Origin of the sequence: Mycolicibacterium pallens, from assembly GCF_019456675.1 — a bacterium.
Lineage (GTDB): Bacteria > Actinomycetota > Actinomycetes > Mycobacteriales > Mycobacteriaceae > Mycobacterium > Mycobacterium crocinum.
In genome coordinates this window covers 2,954,775-2,976,428 of the sequence record NZ_CP080333.1, presented here as the reverse complement: position 1 = coordinate 2,976,428, position 21,654 = coordinate 2,954,775, and the positions used below count along the sequence as shown (strand labels likewise).

Below are 21,654 nucleotides of genomic sequence, written 5' to 3'. Positions count from 1 at the left end.
CGGTGGTTTCCCGTTGGCCGGGAGCCGCTGCGGATCACCGCGGCCACGGACCGTAGCGTCGCGACCATGGCCGAGGTGTTCATCGTCGACCGCGTGGTCACCGCCCCGGGTTGCGCACAGACTTTCATCGACTCCTACCTGTCCGGCTACGCTCCCGGCGCCCGGGACCGAGGCATGGAGTTGCGCGATGTCTTGGTGAGCCCGCCGATCTTGTTCGACGACCGCCCCAACGTCGTCACGATCACCTGGTCGTTGCCCAGCCCCCAAGCCTGGTGGCAGATGACCTGGCAGGGTCGGCCCGATCCGACGGTCGCACGCTGGTGGGACGGCATCTCAGAGCTCGTGGTCGAGCGCAGCCGCAGCGTCGCGACGCGCAGCCAGGATATCGACCGCACCGAGAGCCCGGCGCCGATGCCGGAGTCGCGCGGCGGGAGCCCGACGGTGGGTGTCACTCGGTTGCTGGATGTTGCCGAGCATGAACGCGGACGGGTGCTGAGCGCACTGCGAAAGGCCGCCGAAACCGCCGGGTCGCTGCGGTCACTGGTTGAACCGACGGAACCAGGCTCACGCAACGGCGGTGACATCCTGGTCCACCTTCGGTTCCCAGACCTCGATGCCTGGGCCCGAAGCGATTTCGACGATGCATTGCGCGATCCGGCGATCACCAACGTCAACGGCGTGACGTATCGGGGAACTCCCCTGTGTCGTGGTGCCGGCTCGGTGTACCGAGCGTTGCTCCTGCGGGTACCGCCAGAGGTTCCCGCGGAACAGGTCAGCGCATTCGAACAAGAACTGGCGATGATGCCCAGGTATGTGTCCACCATCCAGGCATGGCAACTGAGCCGAGTCGATGAGGCGATCGGGAGGACTGGCTGGACTCACGTCTTCGAGCAGGAGTTCACCGATGTGGACGGATTGATGGGCCCCTACCTGATGCATCCCGTCCACTGGGCTGTGGTGGATCGTTGGTTCGATCCCGAGACAACCGACATGATCGTCCGAGACCGCGTGTGTCACAGCTTCTGCCGGATCGACGGCCCCGTCCTGAGTTGAAGCCCGGCAGCTCTTCAGATCCCGGCGGGCAGAATGTTCGGGTTTGCGGTCGCCGGTGGTTCCAGTGGCGGCAAGGCGGTGAGCCCGTCCAGCGAATACACCGGAAGACCTTGCGACCACGGGTAATGCAAACTGAAGGCCACCAATCCCGTTCGCTGTTCGGCCGGCAGGTGGCACATCGCCAAGACGGTCTCGGCCAGGTATTCGACCGGCTCGGTGGGAAAACTGTCCGGAATCAGGGACGACGCACCAGGCGTACGCACCGCGGTCGACGGGCCAACACAATTCACCGCGATGTTGGCGTCGAGCAACTCGGCCGCGACGCCTTGGGTGAACCGGTGCAACGCGGCCTTGCAGGACGCGTAGATCACGTCGCCCGCGGTCTTGTTGTAGTCACGGTACGGCCGAGCCGGTGCCACTCCGGTGACCGAGCCGATGTTGACGATCCAACCGGCCCCCTGCCGACGCATGTGGGGCACTGCGGCTTTGGTCAAGACGAACGGTGTTTTCAGGTAGTGCTCGACGGTTCGGTCGAACGTCTCCAGGGACATGCTCTCGACCACTGAATAGTCGGCGAATCCTGCGTTGTTGACCACGATGTCGATACGGCCGGTACGGTCCACCACCGCGTCCACCAATCCGTCACGCGCTGCCGGGTCTTCCAGGTCGGCGGCGAGACCGAAAGCTTGCCCGCCAGCCTCTTCGATCAGTCCGATGGTCTCCTCGATGGTGCCGGGTAGAGCCTCGGTGTTACCGGACCGCAGCGAGGGCGACGGGGTGTAGGCCCGGGCAGTGACCGCGACGGTGGCGCCCTCGGCGGCAAGTCGCTGAGCGATCGCCCGCCCGATCCCACGGCTGCTTCCGGTTACCAATGCCGTCTTCCCGGCAAGGATCTGGCTCATTGCAGGACGAAATCCTCTTCGACGGGAGCCCGGTGCTGCTGCCACAGGTCGACCAGTCGGTACGGGGTGGCGACGACGACGCGACCCGATTCCGACCGGTAGTAGGTGTGGGCGTTCGGGGTGTGGCACCACACGGTGCGTTGCATCGCCTCGTCGATACCGGCGACATACTCTTCAAACGCGCGCTCGGTCACTTCGATCGTCCTCGCGCCGCGTAAAGCCATGAGCTGCAAGCACTCCAGGATAAAGTGGGCAAGGACCTCCATGGAGAAGTTGGCGCCCGCTCCGTGTCCGGGGCTGTAGTTGGGGGCCGATGTGATGAACAGATTCGGAAATCCTGGAACGGTTCCGCCACGATAGGCGCGGGGACTGTCCCCCCACTCCCCCGCCAACGTCTTGCCGCCCCGGCCGCGAATGTCGACGGTGGACAAGAAGTCGAGATGGTATCCGGTGGCGTAGATGATGACGTCGAGGTCGATCTGGCGACCGTCGGCGGTCACAATCCCGTCGGCGTTCACCTCGGCGGGTTCACTGGCTTCGACGTCGACATGCTCGCGGGTCAGCGCGGCGTAATAGCCACCGGGATCGCGAATGATGCGCTTGCCATAGGGTGCGAAGTCGGGTGTGACCTTGCGGGCCAATTCCGTTCCGGCCCCGAACATGCGGTCGATGTAGTCCAAGCACATCTGCAGCAAGACATCGTTGGCCGGGGAGATCGACAGGTGCGTCTTCGACCACTCGGGGTCCTGCAGGATGATCGGATAGTTGTTGTCGGCGGTGCCCCAGTACGACTTGAGCCGGTGCCACATGGCATAGAACGGCAGCACCCGGCCCAGATAGCGCCGGTGCTCGGGCACCTCATCGGAGAGGCGCTTGCGGGGTGCCACCCAGTGCGGCTGCCGTTGAAACACCGTGAGGTGTTCGACTTCGCCAACGCAGGCGTCGACGATCTGCACGGCGGTACACCCAGCCCCGATGACGGCCACCCTCTTGCCGGTCAGGTCGAGTGTGGGGACCCACTGGGCTGAGTGAATACTGGTTCCGGCGAACGTTTCTCGGCCCTTGAGGTCCGGAAAGCGGGGCCGGTTGAGGTACCCGGCCGCGGTGACGACGACGCTGGCATAGTCGACGCTTCGGACGCCGTCGGCGGCGCGGGAGTGGATCTGCCACTGCTGGCGTTGCTCGTCCCACCACAGCGCTTCCACTTCAGTACCGAACCGGATGTGGCGGCGCAGGTCGTGTTTGTCGGCCAGGGCCACCAGATAGGCCTGGTATTCGGTACCTTCGGGGTAGTAGTTCGACCAGTCCGGGTTCACTTCCCGAGACAGCGAGTAGTACGCCGACGGCGTGTCCACGCCGATGCCCGGGTATGTCGTGGTCAGCCACGTGCCACCGACCTCATCGTTGCGGTCGTAGATCTCGAAGTGCACCCCCTCTTCCGCCGCGGCCAGTGCGACCGCAATGCCGGCAATACCGGCACCGATGATCGCCATCGTCGTCGTCGAGGGAATCGGCGTCGTCCGGGGCAACGTGGGTTGAGAGGGTCGGAAGCCACCCTGCTCGAGCAGCAGATCCACCTGTTCGTCGTCGACGTCGGTGCCCAGCGCGATCGGCAGCAGCGTGGCGAACAGCCCACGATCGTCGGCGGCGATCGCTCCCGCCGGCCGGGGCCGACCGAGCGCGGCGATGATCTCGTCGGCCAGCGCAGCCGCGGTGGCGGGGTCGGTGGTTCCCGCTCGCTCCGGCGGGTCCGGGACGTGGTCGATCTTGCCCGCGTACCGGTCCACGACCGATGCGTCACCCGTCATCTGGGCGAGTACCGCAACCAGAACGCCGGGGTCTGCCTGACGCAGATGCGCCCGCAGAACAGCCGGATCCGGTGCGCTGTCAGCCGATGACGACGATTCAGTGGTAACGGTCATGCGTCGAGTATCGAACGCAGTCGCCACCCGCCACGCCCGCCTGTCTACTGAGCGGGAGACGAACCACCACTCCCGCGCTCGACCTGCCTACCCTGCGGCTCATGCACTCTGAGGACCTCGCCGCGGTCATCGCGCGTGCCCGCAGTCACAGCCTGGGTGACATCCCGCGCCGTTCGGCACGCAAGCAACCGGACAAGACCGCCATCATCGACGGTGACGTGGTGCTCAGCTTCGCCGACTTCGACCGCCTGGTGGACCGCGCCGCCGCAGCCTTCCACGACAACGGATTGCGACCGGGCGATCGGGTCGCGCTGTTGGCGCACAATTGCTGGCAGTACGCGGTACTGGCCTTCGCCACCGCGCGCGCCGGCGTGGTGCTCGTGCCGATCAACTTCATGCTCACCGCCGAAGAGATCGCCTACATCCTCGGGCACAGCAAGGCCACCGCGTTCCTCGTCGAGGCCGACCTGGTGCCCGTCGCCGAGCAGGCGATGGCGCTCAGTCCGACGGTGACCACGAAGGTTGCGTTGATACCCGATGGACAATCCCCGCATGCCGGTTGGTCGGATTTCGCCGACTGGCTGGCCACGACCAGCCCGGCACCCGATGTCCGCGTCGACGACGACCAGCTGCTGCGGGTGATGTACACCAGCGGTACAGAGTCGCGGCCCAAAGGGGTCATGCACAGCAGCCGCAGCCTGATGTGGCAATACATCAGCACCATCGTGGCCGGCTCCATGTCCGGCGATGACATCGAGGTCCACTCCCTGCCGCTGTATCACTGTGCGCAGTTGGACAACTTTCTGGCCACCGACATCTATCTCGGCGCCACCAGCATCATCGTGCCCCGACCGGATCCCGAGCTGGTTCTGCGCGCCATCGAACGCTACGGCGTCACCAATTACTTTGCCCCACCGACTGTCTGGATCAGTCTGCTCCGCAGCCCGGTGTTCGACGAGGTGGATTTGTCGAGTCTCCGCAAGGGCTATTACGGAGCGTCACCGATGCCCACCGAGATCCTGTACGAGATGAGACAGCGGCTACCCAACCTCCGATTGTGGAACTTCTACGGTCAGACCGAAATGGCTCCCCTGGCCTCCGCGTTGGGACCCGACGAGCAGGATGCACATGCCGGGGCAGCGGGGCGGCCGGTCGTCAATGTCGAAACCGCCATCCTCGACGAGGCGGATAATCCCGTCACCGTCGGGACGGTGGGCGAAATCGCCCACCGCAGTCCACATTTGATGCTCGGCTACCTCGATGCCGAGACGACCACGGCCCAGGCCTTCTCCGGCGGCTGGTTCCACTCGGGAGATCTGGGTTTCTACGATGAGCACGGTCTGCTCCATGTCGTGGACCGCAAGAAAGACATGATCAAGACCGGGGGCGAGAACGTCGCCAGCCGCGAGGTCGAGGAAGTTCTCTACCGGCATAGCGGAATCGAAGAAGTGGCCGTGTTCGGCCTACCGCATCCGGTGTGGGTGGAGGCCGTCGTCGCCGCGGTGGTCGTTCGTGCCGGCGCCGCTCTGACCGAAGATGACGTCCTGCGCCATTGTCGCGACCACCTCGCCGGATTCAAGACGCCCAAACAGGTGTTCTTCGTCGACTCTCTGCCGAAGAACCCCAGCGGAAAGCTGCTCAAACGCGATCTGCGCCAGCGGTTCAGCGTCGAACTCACCGAAACCGAAAGGGATTCCCCACGTGTATGAGGGCCGCATCGCGCGCTTTGATGAACCCGGCAAGCCGTTCGAAATCCAGACGGTCAGCCTTCCCGAGGTAGGCCCGGGCGAAATCCTGGTCCGAGTTCTGCGCGCGAATATCTGTGGATCCGATGTCCACGCCTGGCACGGCACGTTCGCGACGCGAGGTCTGGGCGGCCAGCTGCCGACGGTTCTCGGTCATGAAATGGTGGGTGCCGTCGCCGCGCTGGGCTCGGGGGTATCGACCGACTCCAGCGGCAAATCACTGACCGAGGGCGCCCGAGTGGTGTTTCCGTACTTCTACAGCTGTCACACCTGCAGGAATTGCCTGGCCGGGCGACGCAATGCTTGTCTGAACCTGAAGATGGCGATGTTGGGGCGCGCGGACGAGCCGCCTTACTTCGTCGGAGGTTACGGCGACTACTACCTGCTGCCCGCCGGTGCGGTTGTCTACTCGGTTCCCGACACTGTGAGCGACGACATCGCCGCCGGCGCGAATTGCGCTCTATCGCAGGTGATGTACGGACTGGAACGTGTCGATCTGCAGCTCGGCGAGCATGTTGTAGTGCAGGGCGCAGGAGCCCTGGGGCTGTACGCGATCGCCGTCGCCAAAGCCCGCGGTGCCGCCAATGTCATCGCTATCGACGGAGTCTCCGAGCGGCTCGATCTCGCAACAGCGTTCGGCGCCGACACCGTGCTCGACCTCAACGAGATCAGCACACCGAAAGATCGCGCGAAAGCGGTGCGTGGGTTGACCGACGGCCACGGCGCCGATGTGGTGGTCGAAGTCGTAGGACACCCCTCCGCCATCGAGGAGGGTCTGCAGATGCTCGGGCAGTTCGGCCGCTACGTCGAGATCGGCAACATCAATGTGGGCCAGACCTTCTCATTCGATCCGTCGCGTTTCGTGTTCTCCAACAAGACCATGGTCGGAGTCTCCCTGTATGACCCGGCAGTGCTCTCCCGCGCCTTGACATTCCTCGACCGCCATCAGCACTCGCTGCCATTCGAGCGGCTCGCTGCAGCGTCCTACGCACTCGACGACATCAACGATGCGTTCGCCGCTGCCGACGGCAAGCGGGACATCCGGGCCAGCTTGATTCCCTGACCATCACGACCGCAGGAGAAATCGCTTTGTCAACCTACGAGCACCCCACGCTGTTCATCGACGGCCGCTGGGTAGAACCGGCCGGCAGCGGCGTGATCGATGTCATCGACCCCGCAACCGAGAAGGTGATCGGTCACGTGCCCAACGGAGCCGCCGCCGATGTCGAGGCGGCGGTCCAAGCAGCACGCCGCGCGTTCGACCCGCTGATCAGCGTGAGCGAACGTCGTGATCGCCTCCACCGCGTGATCGACGCGATGGAGAAACGTCTGCCCGACATTGCCCATCTCATCACCGCCGAGATGGGCGCCCCGGTGCGCATCGCCGAGACGGTTCAGACCCAGGTTCCGTTGGCAGTGGCCAAGGCGTTCGCCGACGCACTGGATGGCTTTGCCTTCGAGGAGCGCATCGGCAATTCCCTGGTGCTGCGGGAGCCGTACGGGGTGGTCGGTGCCATCACACCGTGGAACTACCCGCTGTACCAGGTGGTCGCAAAGGTCCTACCCGCCATCGCCGCGGGCTGCACCGTTGTGCTCAAGCCCAGCAACGACGCGCCCCTGTCGGTGTTCGCCTTCATGCAAGCGTGTGAAGAGGCCGGGTTGCCCCCCGGCGTCATCAACATCGTGTCAGGGCCGGGTCAGGTCATCGGTGAACTCTTGGCGTCTCACCCTGACGTCGACTTTGTGTCCTTCACCGGGTCCACCGGCGTCGGAGCGCGGGTCGGCGAACTGGCCGGGCGCTCGATCAAGAAGGTCGCCCTCGAGCTGGGCGGCAAATCCGCCAACGTGATCCTCGACGGCGCGGACGTGGCGACCGCCGTGAAGGTCGGAGTCGGCAATGCGTTTCTCAACGGCGGCCAGACCTGCATGGCGTGGACGCGGATGCTGGTGCCGCACAAGCATTACGGCGAGGCGCTGGAGCAGATCGAAACCGCGGTCTCCCGTTACACCGCGGGTGACCCCTGGGATCCCGCCACCCGCATCGGTCCATCCGCCTCGCGCGCTCAGTTCAACACCGTGCGCGGCTTCATCGAGCGCGCCGCCCACGAGGGCGCTCGGCTGTTGACCGGCGGCGCCGACCCTGTCCGCGACAAGGGATTCTTCCTCGCCCCAACCGTTTTCGTCGACGTCGACCCAGAATCCGAACTCGGTCAGGAAGAGGTGTTCGGCCCGGTCCTGGCGGTCATCCCCTATACCGACACCGACGATGCGCTGCGCATCGCCAACGGAACTCCCTACGGACTGTCGGGTGCGGTGTGGGCCGCCGACGACGAGACCGCGATCGCGTTCGCGCGCCAAGTACAGACCGGCCAACTCGACATCAATGGCGGGCCCTACAACCCAGCCGCACCGTTCGGCGGATACAAGAAGTCCGGCATCGGGCGGGAACTGGGACGGTTCGGGCTGGAGGAATATCTGCAGACGAAGTCCCTACAGCTGCGGGCGGGCGCATGAGTTCACCATTGGACGTCAATACACAAGGTGCAGTTCAGGTCTGGACCATCACCTTGCCGGAGGTCGGCAACGCCATCACCGACCCGGCCGTCATCGCTGCATTCGAGCAGGCTGTCGATGCGGCGAACCGTGACACTGCCGTCTGTGCGATCGTGCTGACCGGAGCCGGCAAGATCTTCTCCGCAGGCGGCAACGTCAAAGACATGGCCGACGGCCGTGGCATGTTCGGCTTGAGCGCGATCGACCAACGGCGCGCCTATGTGGACAGTATCCAGCGGATACCGCGAGCGCTTGCCCGTCTCGAAGTGCCGCTGATCGCGGCGGTCAACGGTGCGGCCGTCGGTGCCGGCTGCGACCTGGCGATGATGTGCGACATTCGCATCGCCTCCGAACGCGCATCGTTCGCCGAAAGCTTCGTCCAGCTCGGCCTGATCCCCGGCGATGGCGGAACCTGGTTCCTGCCGCGTGCGATCGGGTACGCCCGGGCCGCGGAGTTGACCTTCACCGGTGATCGCATCGATGCGCGCACCGCACTCGAATGGGGCTTGGTCAGCCGTGTCGTGGCACACGATGACCTGCTGGCCGAAGCACGGGCGTTGGCAGAACACATCGCGGTGAACCCCCCGCACGCCCTGCGGATGGCGAAACGGCTTCTGCAAGAATCCATCTCCGGCTCCCTGGAATCCACCCTGGCAATGGCCGCGGCGATGCAGCCGTTGGCTCACCACGACTCTGAGCATCAGCGCCGGATCGCGAAGTGGAGGACGACGTGACGACTGCGATGCCCCGCCTGGTACCACCGGTCAGCAACGACGCCTCCTCGCACGCACTACGGATGGAAGTGCGGGCTTTCCTGGCGCAGCAACTGGCCGCCGGCGCGTTCCGGCCGTCCATCGACTCGTGGTTGTGCGGCTGGGATGAGGGCTTCACCTCGGCGTTGGCCGAGCGTGGCTGGCTGGGCATGACCGTCCCCCGGCAATACGGCGGCCACGGTCGTTCCTTTCACGAGCGCTTCGTCGTCACCGAGGAGTTGCTGGCTGCGGGCGCTCCGGTCGCGGCACATTGGATCGCCGACCGGCAGATCGTGCCAGCGCTACTCAAATACGGTACGGAGCAACAAAAGTCACACTTCCTGCCACGCATCGTCTCCGGTGAGTGTTTCTTCGCGATCGGGATGAGTGAACCGGATTCCGGATCCGACCTCGCCAGCGTGCGGACCCGGGCAACCCAGGTCGACGGTGGCTGGTCGCTGACCGGCACCAAGGTCTGGACGTCCGGAGCTCACCGTGCGCACGCGTTCATCGTGCTCACCCGGACTTCCGCCGCGGACCCTGCGCACCGCCACGCCGGACTGAGCCAATTCATTGTCGACTTGCACGCTCCCGGCGTGGACGTCCGTCCTATCGTCTCGATGAACGGCGGCCACCATTTCAACGAGGTCATCCTCTCCGACGTCTTCGTCCCTGACGCAATGCTCTTCGGGGAGATCGGGCAAGGGTGGACGCAGGTCACCTCAGAGTTGAGTTTCGAACGCAGTGGCCCGGAACGCTTCCTGTCCACGTTCCCCCTGCTCGCGCACGCGGTGGAGATCACGGGCAAACGGCGGGGACCGGGTGACCCCGAGCTGGGGCGGCTGGTGGCTCGCATCGCCGGCCTTCACCATATGTCGACGGCAGTGGCGGGCGCCTTGCAACGCGGAGAGAGCTGCGATGTGGCGGCCTCCGTCGTCAAGGTGATGGGCACGACCGTCGAAGGTGACATCGCCGACTTCGCTGACCTCGAAACCGGCGACAGCACAACAGAATCCGCGGAGTGGCTGCGGCTGATCGCCGAAGCCGTCGACCAGCGTCCCGGCTTCACACTGCGCGGCGGAACCAACGAAGTGTTACGCGGCGTGATCGCACGCGGATTGGGCATTCGATGACCACAACCCACCTTTCGACCACCGCGGCCCCCGCGGTCGACCCCGACCTCGCCGCCATGATGGATGCTGTTTTCGCCGACCACCAGCGCAGCGGACCCTCACACTCGACCGGTGGACGGGCTGCTCTGGACCGCACCCTGTGGCACCGTCTTGATTCCCTCGGGTTGGCGCGGCTGACCGGATCAGAGAAGTCAGGCGGCAGTGGGGCGGGCTGGCATGAGGCCGCGGTGCTGCTGACTGCCGCGGCACGCCATGGCATTCGCACTCCCGTCGGCGAACACGACTTGCTGGCGTGCTGGCTGCTGGAGACCCTCGGCCGGCCCGTCGGCGGTGCCATCCGCACAGTGCAGCTACCGGGGCGCGACGGCGGGCATGATGCACCGGTTCCCTGGGCTGCCGAGGTCGACCGGATCGTGGTGGTGTGGTGGACCGGTGACGAGTATCGCCTTGCCGACGTCGAGTCCGCCGCGCTGTCCCTCGTTCAGGGTGCCAATTTGGTCGGCGAGCCCCGCGACACGGTTCGTGCGGACCTCGCGGCGACAGAGGGAGAACCTGTCAGCGAAGCGCTCGTGGGACGGCTGAAGCGCAGGGCGGCGCTGATGCGGTCGATCCAGGTGTGCGCGGTACTGGAGCGCGCAGTTGAGCTGTCCATCGAGCACGTGTCCGCCCGGGTGCAGTTCGGGCGCCCCCTGGCCAAGTTCCAGGCCATCCAGAACCTCATCTCGGATGCCGCTGCCGAGGCCGCGCTCGCCCGCGTCGCCACCGAGGCGGCACTCGACGTGGCCGTCGCAACAGACTGGGACTCGGCGAACCTCGACTTCCTCATCGCCACCTCGCGTTCCTGCGCCGGCCACGCAGCGTCGGTGGTGACGCGAAATGCTCACCAGGTCCACGGGGCGATCGGCACAACTCGGGAACATCGATTGCACGAATTCACCCGTGCAGCGCTGGCGTGGCGAGCCGAATATGGGTCCGTGCGCCACTGGGACGAGCAGATCGCCGCCGCCGCAACCGCTGCGGGACCCGAGGGATTGTGGGCGCTGATCGCCGATAGTCGCTGACCCGGCCTCGGTGTTCCACTCAACGGTCATCGGCGGTGTAACTCGCGCCACATGCCGGTTGACTTCTCGTCATGAGCAACGAGATCGCCTTGTCCGAGGTCCAGGAGTTCATCGCGGGATTCTGGTATCACTACGACCAGGGCCACTTCGACGAGGTGGACGCCCGCATCGGCGACGAGATGGACTATCTGAGCCGCTCGGACTCCGGGAAATGCCCTTTCGAGCATCTGCTGGCGGCCGAACTCCACGGCGGCGAGCAAACCCGCGCGTGGCTCAGGGAGCACCGCAACGAGAACCCTTACCCGTGCCGCCACCACGCGACCAACATCTTCCGCACCGGTGTCGACGGTGACGTGACGTCGGTCCGGTTCTATCTGTTCGTCAATCAGATCACCAACAACGTTCCGTTCGCCGTATCCAGCGGTGTCGTCGACGCCGGCATCCGACGCTCGAACGACGGCCTCGTGTTCACCTCGATGACGGTGGTCCTCGACGCCGAGGATTCCGTGCCGCTCGCGCAACACACCGCCAACACCTCCGCCAGCACGTCCGCGTGAGCGCACGCGAGACCTTCGGCGGTGGGGTCGCCGTCATCACCGGTGCCGGCGCCGGAATCGGTGCGGGCTTGGCTCGTCAGGCCAGCCGGCTGGGCATGACTGTGGTCCTGGCAGACGTCGACGGTGCAGCAGTGGCGTCGCTCCGCGAAGAACTCACTGCGGCAGGCGGATCGGCGGTCGACGTGGTCTGCGACGTGCGCGACGCCGCTGCGGTGGAGGAGTTGGCCGACACGGTCTATCGCGATCTCGGCAATGTGCGCCTGCTGGTGAACAACGCCGGTGTCGAACAATTCGGCTATCTGTGGGACACCCCCGTCGCCAACTGGCAGCGGGTCGTCGACATCAACATCAGTGGCGTCTTCCACGGGATTCGGGCGTTCCTGCCCAGGATGATGGCCACTGATGCTCCTGCGTGGGTGTGGAATCTGTCCTCGATCGGCGGCGTCGCGGTGGTTCCTCTGCAGGCGCCCTACATCATGAGTAAGCATGCCGTGCTGGCACTGACCGAGTGCCTGCACCTCGAGGTCCAGTCCGCCGGTCATGATCACCACGTGCACGTGCAGGCAGTCCTGCCAGGTGCGGTGGTATCCAACATCTTTGAGTCCGCAGGCGGGGTGAACTCCGGTGACGCCGGCGCCGCCGAGGCCCAGCGAACCGCCATGCTGGACATCAAGGCCGAGGCCATGGATCCGATCGCCGCCGCCGAAGTGGTGTTCGAACAGGCCGCTGAAGGAAGGTTCTACCTCCTGACCCAGCCTGATTATGTTGGGTCGGCGATGGCGGAGCGGGCCCGTGTGTTGACCAACCAAGAGACGCCGCGGTTACGTACCCAGCGCCGATTCGACCCCGCCCAGAACTGACATGCTTCCCCCACTGGATCCGGACGCCGCAGATCGCGTCGCCGCTCTCGGTGAGCTGCCCCCGATGCGCAGCCGAGGACTGGCCGCAGTGCGGGCCGGCCTCGAATCCGCGCCGCTGCCCGACATGCCACCAATGGCGGCGATCGACGATCTGACCGCGGCGGGCCCGGCAGGACCGATCCCGCTGCGGCTTTATCGGCCCACCACCGAGGCCTTCCCTCCGGTACTCGTCTACCTGCACGGCGGCGGCCTGGTGATGGGCAGCAACCACTCGTTCCAACCCCTGGCACGCGAGCTGGCCCACGCCAGCGGTGCCGCGGTGGTATCGGTCGACTACCGACTGGCACCCGAGTCGCCGCCACCGGCCCAGTTCGACGACGCGTACGCCGCGACCGAATGGGTTGCGGCGCAGGCAGATACCCTCGTCTTGGACGCGGGCCGACTCGCGGTGGTCGGTGATAGCGCAGGTGGATCGCTGGCTGCCGCTGTTGCATTGGCGGCCCGGGATCACGGTGGACCCAAGATCACCGCACAAGTGCTGCTCTACCCCGGCCTGGACCGGGACATGGGCACGACGTCGATCACCTCGATGCCGGATGCGCCGATGCTGCGCCACGACGACATCCTGTACATGCACGAATTGGTAGATCAGGGGGCGGGGGCGCCGCGGGATCCCTACCAAATCCCGGCCTATGCAAGCGATCTGCGCGACCTGCCGCCCGCCATCGTGGTCACCGGGGAGTGCGACCCGATCCGGGATTGGGGCGAACGCTACGCGTGCCGACTGCGGGATGCCGGCGTGCAGACGACGCTCACGCGTTACCCGGGCATGTACCACGGCTTCCTGATGCGCTCTGATGCCACCGCGCGAGGTCGCTTGGCGATCGCGGAGATCGGTGCCCTGCTGCGCGCGAAGTTTCGTCATCTCGGTACCGACAGCGGGTCTCCCAGTCAACGGACGGTCGTCGGATCGTGCGAGGAGACACCCACCACAATCGACTACCTCACCACCGAAGGAGATCGTCATGCTGACCGATGAGCAGCGTCTGGAACTGTCCGACATCCTGCGTCCGGTGGCCCCGCCCCGCGAGCTCACCGACATCTACACCACTGATCAACGCAGGCGGCTACTCGATGTCGTCCATGACGAGGGGCCGTGGAAGCTCATCATCGCCCAGCACTTCGCCTCCGCCGACGAACTGATGGCCACCATGAGCGGCGCGTTTCCCGAGGGATTCACGCCCTCGTTGGACCTGTTCCTGACTCCGACCTTCCGCGGTTATCTCGCCAACTACGGGACCGTTCTCTACCCCGAATTGCACGACTGCTTCTACAACGCCGACTTCATCGGGCACGCAAAGAGCTACTGGAACGCGCAGTACGCCAAGCCGGAGATGATGCTGTTCAACATCAACGGGCCGTGCGCCAACCGCGACCCCGGTCACCTCGACTCCCCCAGCTTCCGCGGCGTCCGCCACGAGAACGCCCCGACCTGGCTGTGCAGCGTCATGGGGAAGTCCGGGCTGTTCACCGATTACCTGATCAAGATGGCCCAGGTCATCACCTGGTTCTCCCTCGACGAGAAATCCGGGTTCACCTACTGGCCGGACGGCCCGCTCAAGGCTCCCGCCCGGGTCCTGCCACCGATCAACAACCGCGGCGTGGTTGTGCAGAACGAGATGATGGTGCATCGCGGGGAAGCCAATGGTCCACTGGAGCAACAGGTTCCGGCCGGATTGGCATTCGACACCGTCTTCACCGGTGACCCCACCGACCGCGATCACTGGCTGTTGAAGAACGGTGAGGATGTCATCGCTCGCCACCACACCGACGAACTGAGGTTCCTGGTTCACTGGTCCGCAGAAGTCTTCACTGACTTCGACGAGCTCAAGAAGAACATGGATGGAACCGACGACATCACGATCGAACGCGCGATCGGCATGATGGTCGATGACCTCAAAGCCAAGGGCATCACACTCGACGTGCCGAGCGAGCCGCTGCACGATCCTGCGTTCATCGGAGCGCTCAATGCCGCCTACGATCTCGGCGGACCGGCGATCTACCCGGACGAGGCGCCCGTCAGCGCGTTCCAATTCGCCTGAGCAGTAAAGGGATTATCTGATGGAACGCTTCTCCGATCGGCGCGCGATCGTCACCGGCGCCGGATCAGGTATCGGCGCCGCCACCGTAGCCCGTCTGCTCGACGAGGGCGCGGCCGTCGCGGCGTTCGATGTCTCCGCGGCCGGCCTGGCGGCAACCACCGCCGCCGCCGAGGAGGCCGGAACGGCCAAGCGCCTCACCACAGCGGTGGTCGACGTCTCGGTTGAAGACGAGGTCATCGCCGCGGTGGATGCGGCGGTGACGGAGATGGGCGGCCTGGAGGCGCTGATCAACGTCGCTGCCATTCAGACGTGTTCGCATACCCACGAAACCAGTGTGGACGAGTGGAACCGCACATTGGCGGTCAACCTCACCGGAACGTTCCTCATGACCCGGCAAGCGCTGCCCGCGCTGCTGCAGTCGGGCCGTGGTGTCGTGGTGAACTTCACCTCCACCGCCGCGACGTTCGCTCACCCGTACATGGCGGCATACGCGGCGAGCAAGGGCGGGATACTCAGCTTCACGCACTCGTTGGCGTTGGAATACGCCAAGCAGGGGTTGCGCGCGGTCAACATCCAACCGGGCGGTGTGTCAACCGCGTTGGCCAACAGCACCTTGGACAAGATGCCCGAAGGATACGACCTTGGCCTATGGGCCAAACAGACTCCGCTGCTCCACGGCAACGACAGCGAGATCCTGGGTGACCCGAGTGCTGTCGCATCGGTCATCGCCATGGTTGCGTCCGACGACGGTGCGTTCATCACCGGCACTGAGATCCGAGTGGATGGCGGCGCGCACGCCTGACTGACAAGATCGCCGGCATGGATATCGATTCGCTCACGCTCTTGCTCGATGAACGAGCCATCGAGCGCGCGCTCATCGCGTTCGCGCGGGCGATGGATGAACGCGACTGGTCATCGATGGAGCGCATCCTCGCCGACGACGCCGAAGGAGATTTCGGAACCGGACGTGTGGTGGGGCGCTCCGCTGTCATCAACCTCGTCCGCGGTTATCTGGACACCTGCGGAGTCACCCAGCACCTGCTTGGCAACGTTGTGATCGACGTTTCGGGTGATCGGGCAGTCAGCCGGGCTTACATCCGCGACGTCCATCTCGACTCAACCAATGATCCAGCGACACGCATGTACACACTCGGCGACTACCGCGATGCTTGGCGGCGGACAGCTGACGGATCGTGGAGTCTGATCGAGCGGGTGAAGATCAATCGCGGATTTGTTGGCACGCTCGAAGTGTTCGAGGGGAAGTCATCCTGAATCCGCGGCGCAACCACATCATTCCGATACCGTCACGTCCATAAGCGGAATTCGCTTCATGGCAGTCGCTCGCGGATCCGGCGCTGCCGCGGCCGCCGCGTGGTTTTCCTCGCCGCGCGTGTAGGTCCACACGCAGAACGGTTCGCCCTTCGCGAACTTGAAATCCCTGGGCGGCAGATTGATTGAGAGCTTGCAGCCCGGGAAGAACGGCGCGCTGATGCGTTGTTCGAATGTGCAGTTCATCCACGCCCGCGCCGGCGGGTATAGGCCCTCGTCGGTGTATTTCTGAAGCACCTCGCAGCGGCGCATGTTGAGCACCACATGATCGGGGTTGTAGACGATGTACTCGCCGCCGTAGCCCAGGGTGCCGTCGATGCTCAGAACCGCGAGCTTGAGGAAGTCCACCACGTGCACGGGCTTGATCTTGAAGACCTTCGCCAGCTTTGGGTACTGGTAGTCGATGATCAGCTGGTACATGTCCGGCAGGCCGAGCCAAACCTCTTCCTCGGGGATGATCTTGGTCCACTGGTCGATGAAGTAGTTGTGTCCCTTGAGGTACTGGTCCCAGTACGTCTTGATGAGGCGGATCAACGCCGGCTTGGTCAAGTCCTCGGTCTGAACGTCGAACGGAATAGCCTGGTATTGGGCATCTTTCCAATCCCAACCGGGGGGTGCGATGAACCGCCCCATGGGCATGACCTGTCGCATTCCTGCTCTCGACACCTCGGCCGCCACATCCATGGCCGCGTTGATACCGACCTTCTCCGAGTAGATCTTCACGTGGGCGTACGGCATGAAGTTCAAGACGTCTTCGAACACGCGGGCCAAGTCCGCGAGGAAGTCGCGAGAGAAGTCGCCGATGTTGCCGACCTTGCCCATGAAGTCGTGGGTGTAGTCCTCATAGTTCAGGTCCTCGGCGGCGGTGTCGGGTTCCTCGGTAGCGGTTGACACGTGATCCTCCTGATGGCTCGCAAACTTGTCAGATCCAGCCGATGTGTCAGAATCTGACTAGTACGTTAGAGGCGGTGCAACGGACATCACTGCGCGCTTCCCGGTCAGCGGGAGGCCGCCTCGTTTGTCGGGCGAGCACACGAGATCGCGGCGGTTACGATGAACAGGCTGGTCAGACAAGGGGTGACAGCATGGCATTGACCGGTAAGCCGGCCACACTGACCGAACGGCGCGCCGAGGAGTTGCGGCTCGAAGTCGCCGTGGCGGCCCGGGACATCTTCCTTGCCGACGGATCGTTTTCCGCCACCGTCGAGCGAATCTGTGAGGCCGTCGGCATCGCGCCGCGCACGTTCCACCGCCACTTCCCCGTCAAGGAAGACGTGATCCTGCCACTCTTCGGCAAGTTCGGCAGCCTGAGCATTCACGTGCTCGCCGATGCGGAGGCAGGCAGCGACCCTGTCGAAGTACTGGTGCAGGCCTTCGGCACAGAAGTCCCGAAGCGCGGCCAATTCGAAGTCGACCGTGCGTTCATGGCGTTGGTGCTCAGCGACCCACAGTACCGGCTGCGTTGGCTGGACTGGGGTCAGGACCTCATCGGGCCGATCACCGATTTCCTCGATGCTCGGTTCGACCTCGGAACTGACTCCTTTTCCCGAGAGTTGCCCGCTCAGCTGGTAATTCAGGCGTGTAGGCATGCATACGTGCACTGGGTCGAACACGGCGACTTCGCCGGCCTGCAATCCGCACTACGTATCGCGATGGAGATGATCGTCGGTTCGCTCAGAGAAAAATAGCGCTGCGGTGCGCGGCGTCGGTCAGAGGGCGGTGTCGAGAACGGGAACCATCCCCGACTTCACGGCATCGACGATCGAACCATTGAGGGCCGAGCATGCCAGGAAGAGACCGCGCCCGCCATTCGCCGCTAATTGTGCTGCGCTACAACGCTCTTCACACCGGCTCAGCGCGGGGCCGGTCCATTGCACACTGGTCTGGTTCCAGCTGCTTTTGCGCACCTCGACGCCGGCGCCGCAACGCGCGCACGTCACGGGAACCATCGGCGCATCGTCGAGACGATTGTCCTGACGAACTGCCATCATCCCCCCACTGATTCGGACGCTGCCGCGCGCGCGGCGATGTTCGCGTCCACTTCCTTCATCCACGCCTCGGTAGGCCGGGTCGTGTCGAGTTCGAACTCGAAACGGTCCACCATGTCCGGCGTGACGTCAGCGACATCGACATAAAACTGCTCGTACCAGCGCCGCAGTTGATACACCGGGCCGTCCTCTTCGACCAGGAGCGGGTTGTCGATCCGAGTCTTGTTGCGCCAGATCTCGACATCTTGCTCAAAGCCCATCTTGACGAAGTCCCCGAGCCCGATTGCCGTTTGCATGGCGAGGTCGTCTGGCAGTTCGGCCGATTTCTTCACGATGATTCCGTATTGCAACACAAAGGAATTGGCGTCGATCGGATAGTGGCAGTTGATCAAGACGGTGTGGTGGTCGACGTTGGTGTAGTGGTAGGTCAAATCGTCGATCATGAACGATGGTCCGTAATAGGACGCCACCGATGTCGTTCCCAACATCTGGGTTTCACCGGGCTCCCCGATGTCTGGCCGGCCCGCGCTGTTCATGTATTGGGTCGCCACGTGGCCCTCGAAGATGTTCTTGAAATGGGTGGGCAGCGATCCGTGGATGTAGAAGAAGTGCGCCATATCGACAACGTTGTCGATGATCTCGCGGCAATTCGTGTTCACCACGGTCGTGTACCAATGCCAGTCCGTCCAGTCGTCGCTGGTGGCACCCTCGATGCGGGGGATCGTGACATCGGCTGGCGGCGCTTTGCGCTCGGGGTCATTCCAGACGAACAGCATCCCGTCCTGTTGCAAGGTCGGCCACGACGCGGTGCGCGCCAACCGCGGGGTGCGCTTGCTGTAGGGCACGGACTTGCACCGGCCGTCGCCACCCCACCGCCAGTCGTGGAACGGGCAGGCGATCTCGTTGCCTTTCACCGTTCCCTGGGAGAGGTCGCCGCCCATGTGCCTGCAGTAGCCATCGAGCACATTGACGGCACCGTCCTCGCTGCGGAACACCACCAGCTTCTGGCCGAAAGCGTTGATCTGGTGCGGCTTCCCGTCTGCGAAATCGCGGATCAGCCCCAGGCAGTGCCATCCCCGGGCAAAGCGGGTGGGTACCGACCCCGCCTCGATCAAGCGAATGTCGTCGGCCTCGGCGTGCGTCGTCATCTTAAGTCCGTCCTTCATCGATGGATCCGCGGGCTGATGTCACCATTCAACTTCGCAGATACGCCGCGCGAAGGTCCGCGTTCCGCTCAAAGGGAGGCAGGATTCCGAATCTGCGGCTGCAGATCTATCGTCGAAAATCGTGATCCCGACCAGCCATAACACCGTCCCCGCCGGGTTGACCATCGCCAACACCGAAGTGGACCTCCTCGTCGTGGGGTCGGGCACCGGGCTCGCCGCCGCCCTGGCCGCCCACGAACAGGGCTTGTCGGTCCTCGTCGTGGAGAAGTCTTCGCACGTCGGCGGGTCAACTGCGCGGTCCGGTGGGGCGCTCTGGCTGCCCGCCAGCCCGGTCATCGCCGAATGCGGCGGGGTCGATACCGCGACCCGAGCGCAAACGTACCTCGACTCGGTCGTCGCCGGCTCCGCACCACAAGAGCGCTCGGCGGCGTATGTGAAGAATCTGCCGGCAACCGTTGAGATGCTTCGCCGCACGACGCCGATGAAACTGTTTTGGGCCAAGGAATACTCCGACTACCACCCTGAAGCGCCGGGCGGATCGGCGGCCGGACGGACATGCGAGTGTCGACCGCTGAACACGTCGATCCTCGGCGACTACTTGCCCGACCTCCGTCCGGGAATCATGGAGGTCAGCATTCCGATGCCGACGACCGGCGCGGACTACCGCTGGATGAACCTCATGAGCCGGGTACCCCGCAAGGGGTTGCCCACCATTCTCAAGCGGCTCGCGCAGGGAGTTGGCGGGCTCGCTCTGGGGAGGCGCTACGCCGCCGGGGGCCAAGCCTTGGCCGCCGGTCTGTTCGCCGGTGCGATTCGTGCCGGAGTTCCGATCTGGCTCGGCACCGCACTGAAGGAGCTGACCACCGATGGCGACCGCGTCACCGGCGCCGTGCTCGAGCACTCGGGCACCAGCGTTACCGTCGTCGTACGACGCGGCGTCGTCCTCGCCGCGGGCGGATTCGATCACAGCATGGACATGCGGTGGAAGTTCCAATCCGAATCCCTCGGCCGAAATCTCAGTCTCGGTGCGGAATCCAATACCGGTGACGCGATCCGCATCGGTCAGGACATCGGCGCGGACATCGCGCTGATGGACCAGTCATGGTGGTTCCCTGCTGTCGCTCCCCTGCCGGATGCGGCTCCTGCGGTCATGTTGGCTGAGCGGTCGCTGCCCGGGTCGTTCATCGTCGACCAGAATGGCCGGCGGTTCGCCAATGAATCGGCCGACTACATGAGCTTCGGTCAGCGTGTCCTGCAGCTGGAAGCCGCGGGGACGCCGGTGGAAAACATGTGGATCGTCTTCGATCAGCAATACCGCAACAGCTACGTCTTCGCTGCTGAACTGTTCCCGCGGATGCCGATCCCCCAGACCTGGTATGACGCTGGAATCGCCGTTCGCGCAGACGATTTCAACGAGCTGGCCACCAAGATGGGGGTGCCCGCCGACGACTTCTCCGCGACGGTGGCCCGTTTCAACGAGAATGCGTTCGCCGGCGAGGATCCCGACTTCGAGCGCGGCCGCAGCGCATACGACCGCTACTATGGCGATCCCACCATCACCCCGAACCCGAATTTGCGGCCACTGGTCAAGGGGCCGTTCTACGCGGTGAAGATGGTGTTGAGTGATCTCGGTACCTGCGGTGGTTTACGCGCCGACGACCGGGCCCGTGTGCTTCGCGAAGACGGCACCGTGATCGGTGGTTTGTACGCCATCGGCAATACGGCGGCCAACGCGTTCGGGAACACCTATCCCGGCGCGGGGGCGACCATCGCCCAAGGCCTGGTGTACGGCTATATCGCCGCACAAGACGCCGCGGCGCGGACCTAAGACTCTTCGGCGTCGGCCTTGCGTTCGATCTCGTACCAGTAAGCCGGGTCTGGCCACGGAATCTTCGCGCCTTCACCAACTTTCGGGAATTTCGCCTCAGCTTCATCGAGATCCTTGATCAGTCTCAATGTGAGTTCCCGCTCGGATGCGTAGTAGCGTTCCGCCCATTCCAGCGCGATTTTGGCATAGGCCCAGGATGGATCCGCGGCGGCCCATCGTGCTTCCTTGGCCGCGTCGCGTTGCATGTCGTCGATGTAGGCGATGTGATCCTGCAGCATCTGCTTGAGCGAGGCCGGGTCGCTCAGGTGGCCCAACGTCACCCGCAGGATCGCCGGGTGCTTGAGCGATGGTGCCTCCACGGGGGCTTCGCGCGCCCAGCGGGTGACGGCCGCCATGCCGGCTTCGGTGATCTTGTAGAGGCGACGGTTACGGGGGCCGGCGCCATCGACTCGTGAGGTGAGCAGCCCCATCTTTTCGAGCTTTTTCAGTTCGGAATAGATCTGGCTGAATGCCGGGCTGCCGTAGTAGTAGCGCATGCTCCAGCTGATCCACTTGCGGATGTCATAACCCGACAGCTCGGTCTCATACGACAGCATCCCGAGCAGCGCCCAAGCCGTCGCCGACAGCGACGGCTGGGACTGGGGCTCGGGTTCAGTCACGAAGAAAGGGTATCAACCCAGGTCACCGGATTGCGCCTTCCGAC

The 21,654-nt window shown here is 64.5% G+C and carries 21 protein-coding genes; 15 read left to right on the top strand and 6 right to left on the bottom strand.

What is annotated here, in order from left to right; translation table 11 throughout:
• The first annotated feature begins 66 nt into the window (after nt 1-66).
• Nucleotides 67-1,053, top strand: a complete 987-nt coding sequence (locus K0O64_RS14630; RefSeq protein ID WP_083542622.1) for a Dabb family protein — start codon at nt 67-69, stop codon at nt 1,051-1,053.
• Nucleotides 1,054-1,067: 14 nt separating this feature from the next.
• Here the strand turns inward: K0O64_RS14630 and K0O64_RS14625 are convergent, their stop codons facing one another.
• Both K0O64_RS14625 and K0O64_RS14620 read right to left on the bottom strand, forming a co-directional pair.
• Nucleotides 1,068-1,955: an SDR family NAD(P)-dependent oxidoreductase gene (locus tag K0O64_RS14625; protein ID WP_071944763.1), complete on the bottom strand. Its 888-nt coding sequence runs from the start codon at nt 1,953-1,955 to the stop codon at nt 1,068-1,070.
• A complete protein-coding gene (locus K0O64_RS14620) occupies nt 1,952-3,877 on the bottom strand; it encodes a flavin-containing monooxygenase (protein WP_071944765.1) in 1,926 nt (641 codons plus the stop codon). Before K0O64_RS14620 ends, K0O64_RS14625 begins: the two co-directional genes overlap by 4 nt.
• Nucleotides 3,878-3,978: 101 nt before the next feature.
• Here K0O64_RS14620 and K0O64_RS14615 point away from each other — a divergent pair, with 101 nt between their 5' ends.
• From K0O64_RS14615 to K0O64_RS14560, 12 genes are all read left to right on the top strand, one after another.
• On the top strand, nt 3,979-5,586 hold the full coding sequence (locus tag K0O64_RS14615; RefSeq protein WP_071944767.1) for an acyl-CoA synthetase: 1,608 nt from the start codon (nt 3,979-3,981) through the stop codon (nt 5,584-5,586).
• Complete coding sequence (locus tag K0O64_RS14610) at nt 5,579-6,685, top strand: zinc-binding dehydrogenase (protein WP_071944769.1); 1,107 nt, start codon at nt 5,579-5,581, stop codon at nt 6,683-6,685. The genes K0O64_RS14615 and K0O64_RS14610 overlap by 8 nt, the downstream gene beginning before the upstream one ends.
• Nucleotides 6,686-6,711: 26 nt before the next feature.
• Nucleotides 6,712-8,136, top strand: coding sequence for an aldehyde dehydrogenase family protein (locus K0O64_RS14605; RefSeq protein WP_071944772.1), 1,425 nt, complete (start codon nt 6,712-6,714; stop codon nt 8,134-8,136).
• A complete protein-coding gene (locus tag K0O64_RS14600; RefSeq protein ID WP_071944774.1) occupies nt 8,133-8,909 on the top strand; it encodes a crotonase/enoyl-CoA hydratase family protein in 777 nt (258 codons plus the stop codon). Before K0O64_RS14605 ends, K0O64_RS14600 begins: the two co-directional genes overlap by 4 nt.
• 8 nt (nt 8,910-8,917) lie before the next feature.
• Nucleotides 8,918-10,060, top strand: coding sequence for an acyl-CoA dehydrogenase family protein (locus tag K0O64_RS14595; RefSeq protein ID WP_071949846.1), 1,143 nt, complete (start codon nt 8,918-8,920; stop codon nt 10,058-10,060).
• Nucleotides 10,057-11,121: an acyl-CoA dehydrogenase family protein gene (locus tag K0O64_RS14590; RefSeq protein WP_071944777.1), complete on the top strand. Its 1,065-nt coding sequence runs from the start codon at nt 10,057-10,059 to the stop codon at nt 11,119-11,121. The genes K0O64_RS14595 and K0O64_RS14590 overlap by 4 nt, the downstream gene beginning before the upstream one ends.
• Before the next feature lie 71 nt (nt 11,122-11,192).
• Nucleotides 11,193-11,678 carry a nuclear transport factor 2 family protein gene (locus K0O64_RS14585; protein ID WP_071944779.1) on the top strand — a complete coding sequence of 162 codons (486 nt, stop codon included), beginning with the start codon at nt 11,193-11,195 and terminating at the stop codon, nt 11,676-11,678.
• Nucleotides 11,675-12,538: an SDR family NAD(P)-dependent oxidoreductase gene (locus tag K0O64_RS14580; RefSeq protein ID WP_071944781.1), complete on the top strand. Its 864-nt coding sequence runs from the start codon at nt 11,675-11,677 to the stop codon at nt 12,536-12,538. The genes K0O64_RS14585 and K0O64_RS14580 overlap by 4 nt, the downstream gene beginning before the upstream one ends.
• Before the next feature lies 1 nt (nt 12,539).
• Nucleotides 12,540-13,577 carry an alpha/beta hydrolase gene (locus tag K0O64_RS14575; RefSeq protein ID WP_083542623.1) on the top strand — a complete coding sequence of 346 codons (1,038 nt, stop codon included), beginning with the start codon at nt 12,540-12,542 and terminating at the stop codon, nt 13,575-13,577.
• Nucleotides 13,564-14,640: a hypothetical protein gene (locus K0O64_RS14570; RefSeq protein WP_071944783.1), complete on the top strand. Its 1,077-nt coding sequence runs from the start codon at nt 13,564-13,566 to the stop codon at nt 14,638-14,640. Before K0O64_RS14575 ends, K0O64_RS14570 begins: the two co-directional genes overlap by 14 nt.
• Nucleotides 14,641-14,659: 19 nt before the next feature.
• A complete protein-coding gene (locus tag K0O64_RS14565; RefSeq protein ID WP_071944785.1) occupies nt 14,660-15,442 on the top strand; it encodes an SDR family NAD(P)-dependent oxidoreductase in 783 nt (260 codons plus the stop codon).
• 17 nt (nt 15,443-15,459) lie between these two features.
• Complete coding sequence (locus tag K0O64_RS14560) at nt 15,460-15,912, top strand: nuclear transport factor 2 family protein (RefSeq protein ID WP_071944788.1); 453 nt, start codon at nt 15,460-15,462, stop codon at nt 15,910-15,912.
• Between the two features lie 18 nt (nt 15,913-15,930).
• Here K0O64_RS14560 and K0O64_RS14555 read toward each other — a convergent pair whose 3' ends face one another.
• On the bottom strand, nt 15,931-16,863 hold the full coding sequence (locus tag K0O64_RS14555) for a hypothetical protein (RefSeq protein ID WP_071944790.1): 933 nt from the start codon (nt 16,861-16,863) through the stop codon (nt 15,931-15,933).
• Between the two features lie 191 nt (nt 16,864-17,054).
• Between K0O64_RS14555 and K0O64_RS14550 the strand changes: the two genes are divergently transcribed.
• Complete coding sequence (locus tag K0O64_RS14550) at nt 17,055-17,657, top strand: TetR/AcrR family transcriptional regulator (RefSeq protein ID WP_096311470.1); 603 nt, start codon at nt 17,055-17,057, stop codon at nt 17,655-17,657.
• A 21-nt stretch (nt 17,658-17,678) separates the two neighbouring features.
• On the opposite strand, the gene K0O64_RS14545 is transcribed toward K0O64_RS14550, so the two are convergent.
• Together K0O64_RS14545 and K0O64_RS14540 are read right to left on the bottom strand one after the other, a co-directional pair.
• Nucleotides 17,679-17,957 (bottom strand): ferredoxin, encoded by a 279-nt coding sequence (locus tag K0O64_RS14545; protein ID WP_071949847.1) that lies wholly within the window; start codon nt 17,955-17,957, stop codon nt 17,679-17,681.
• A complete protein-coding gene (locus K0O64_RS14540) occupies nt 17,957-19,105 on the bottom strand; it encodes a 3-ketosteroid-9-alpha-monooxygenase, oxygenase component (protein ID WP_071944794.1) in 1,149 nt (382 codons plus the stop codon). The genes K0O64_RS14545 and K0O64_RS14540 overlap by 1 nt, the downstream gene beginning before the upstream one ends.
• A gap of 139 nt (nt 19,106-19,244) precedes the next feature.
• Between K0O64_RS14540 and K0O64_RS14535 the strand changes: the two genes are divergently transcribed.
• Nucleotides 19,245-20,951 carry a 3-ketosteroid-delta-1-dehydrogenase gene (locus K0O64_RS14535; RefSeq protein WP_071944796.1) on the top strand — a complete coding sequence of 569 codons (1,707 nt, stop codon included), beginning with the start codon at nt 19,245-19,247 and terminating at the stop codon, nt 20,949-20,951.
• Here K0O64_RS14535 and K0O64_RS14530 read toward each other — a convergent pair.
• Complete coding sequence (locus K0O64_RS14530) at nt 20,948-21,610, bottom strand: PadR family transcriptional regulator (protein WP_071944797.1); 663 nt, start codon at nt 21,608-21,610, stop codon at nt 20,948-20,950. The genes K0O64_RS14535 and K0O64_RS14530 overlap by 4 nt on opposite strands.
• Between the last annotated feature and the right edge of the window lie 44 nt (nt 21,611-21,654).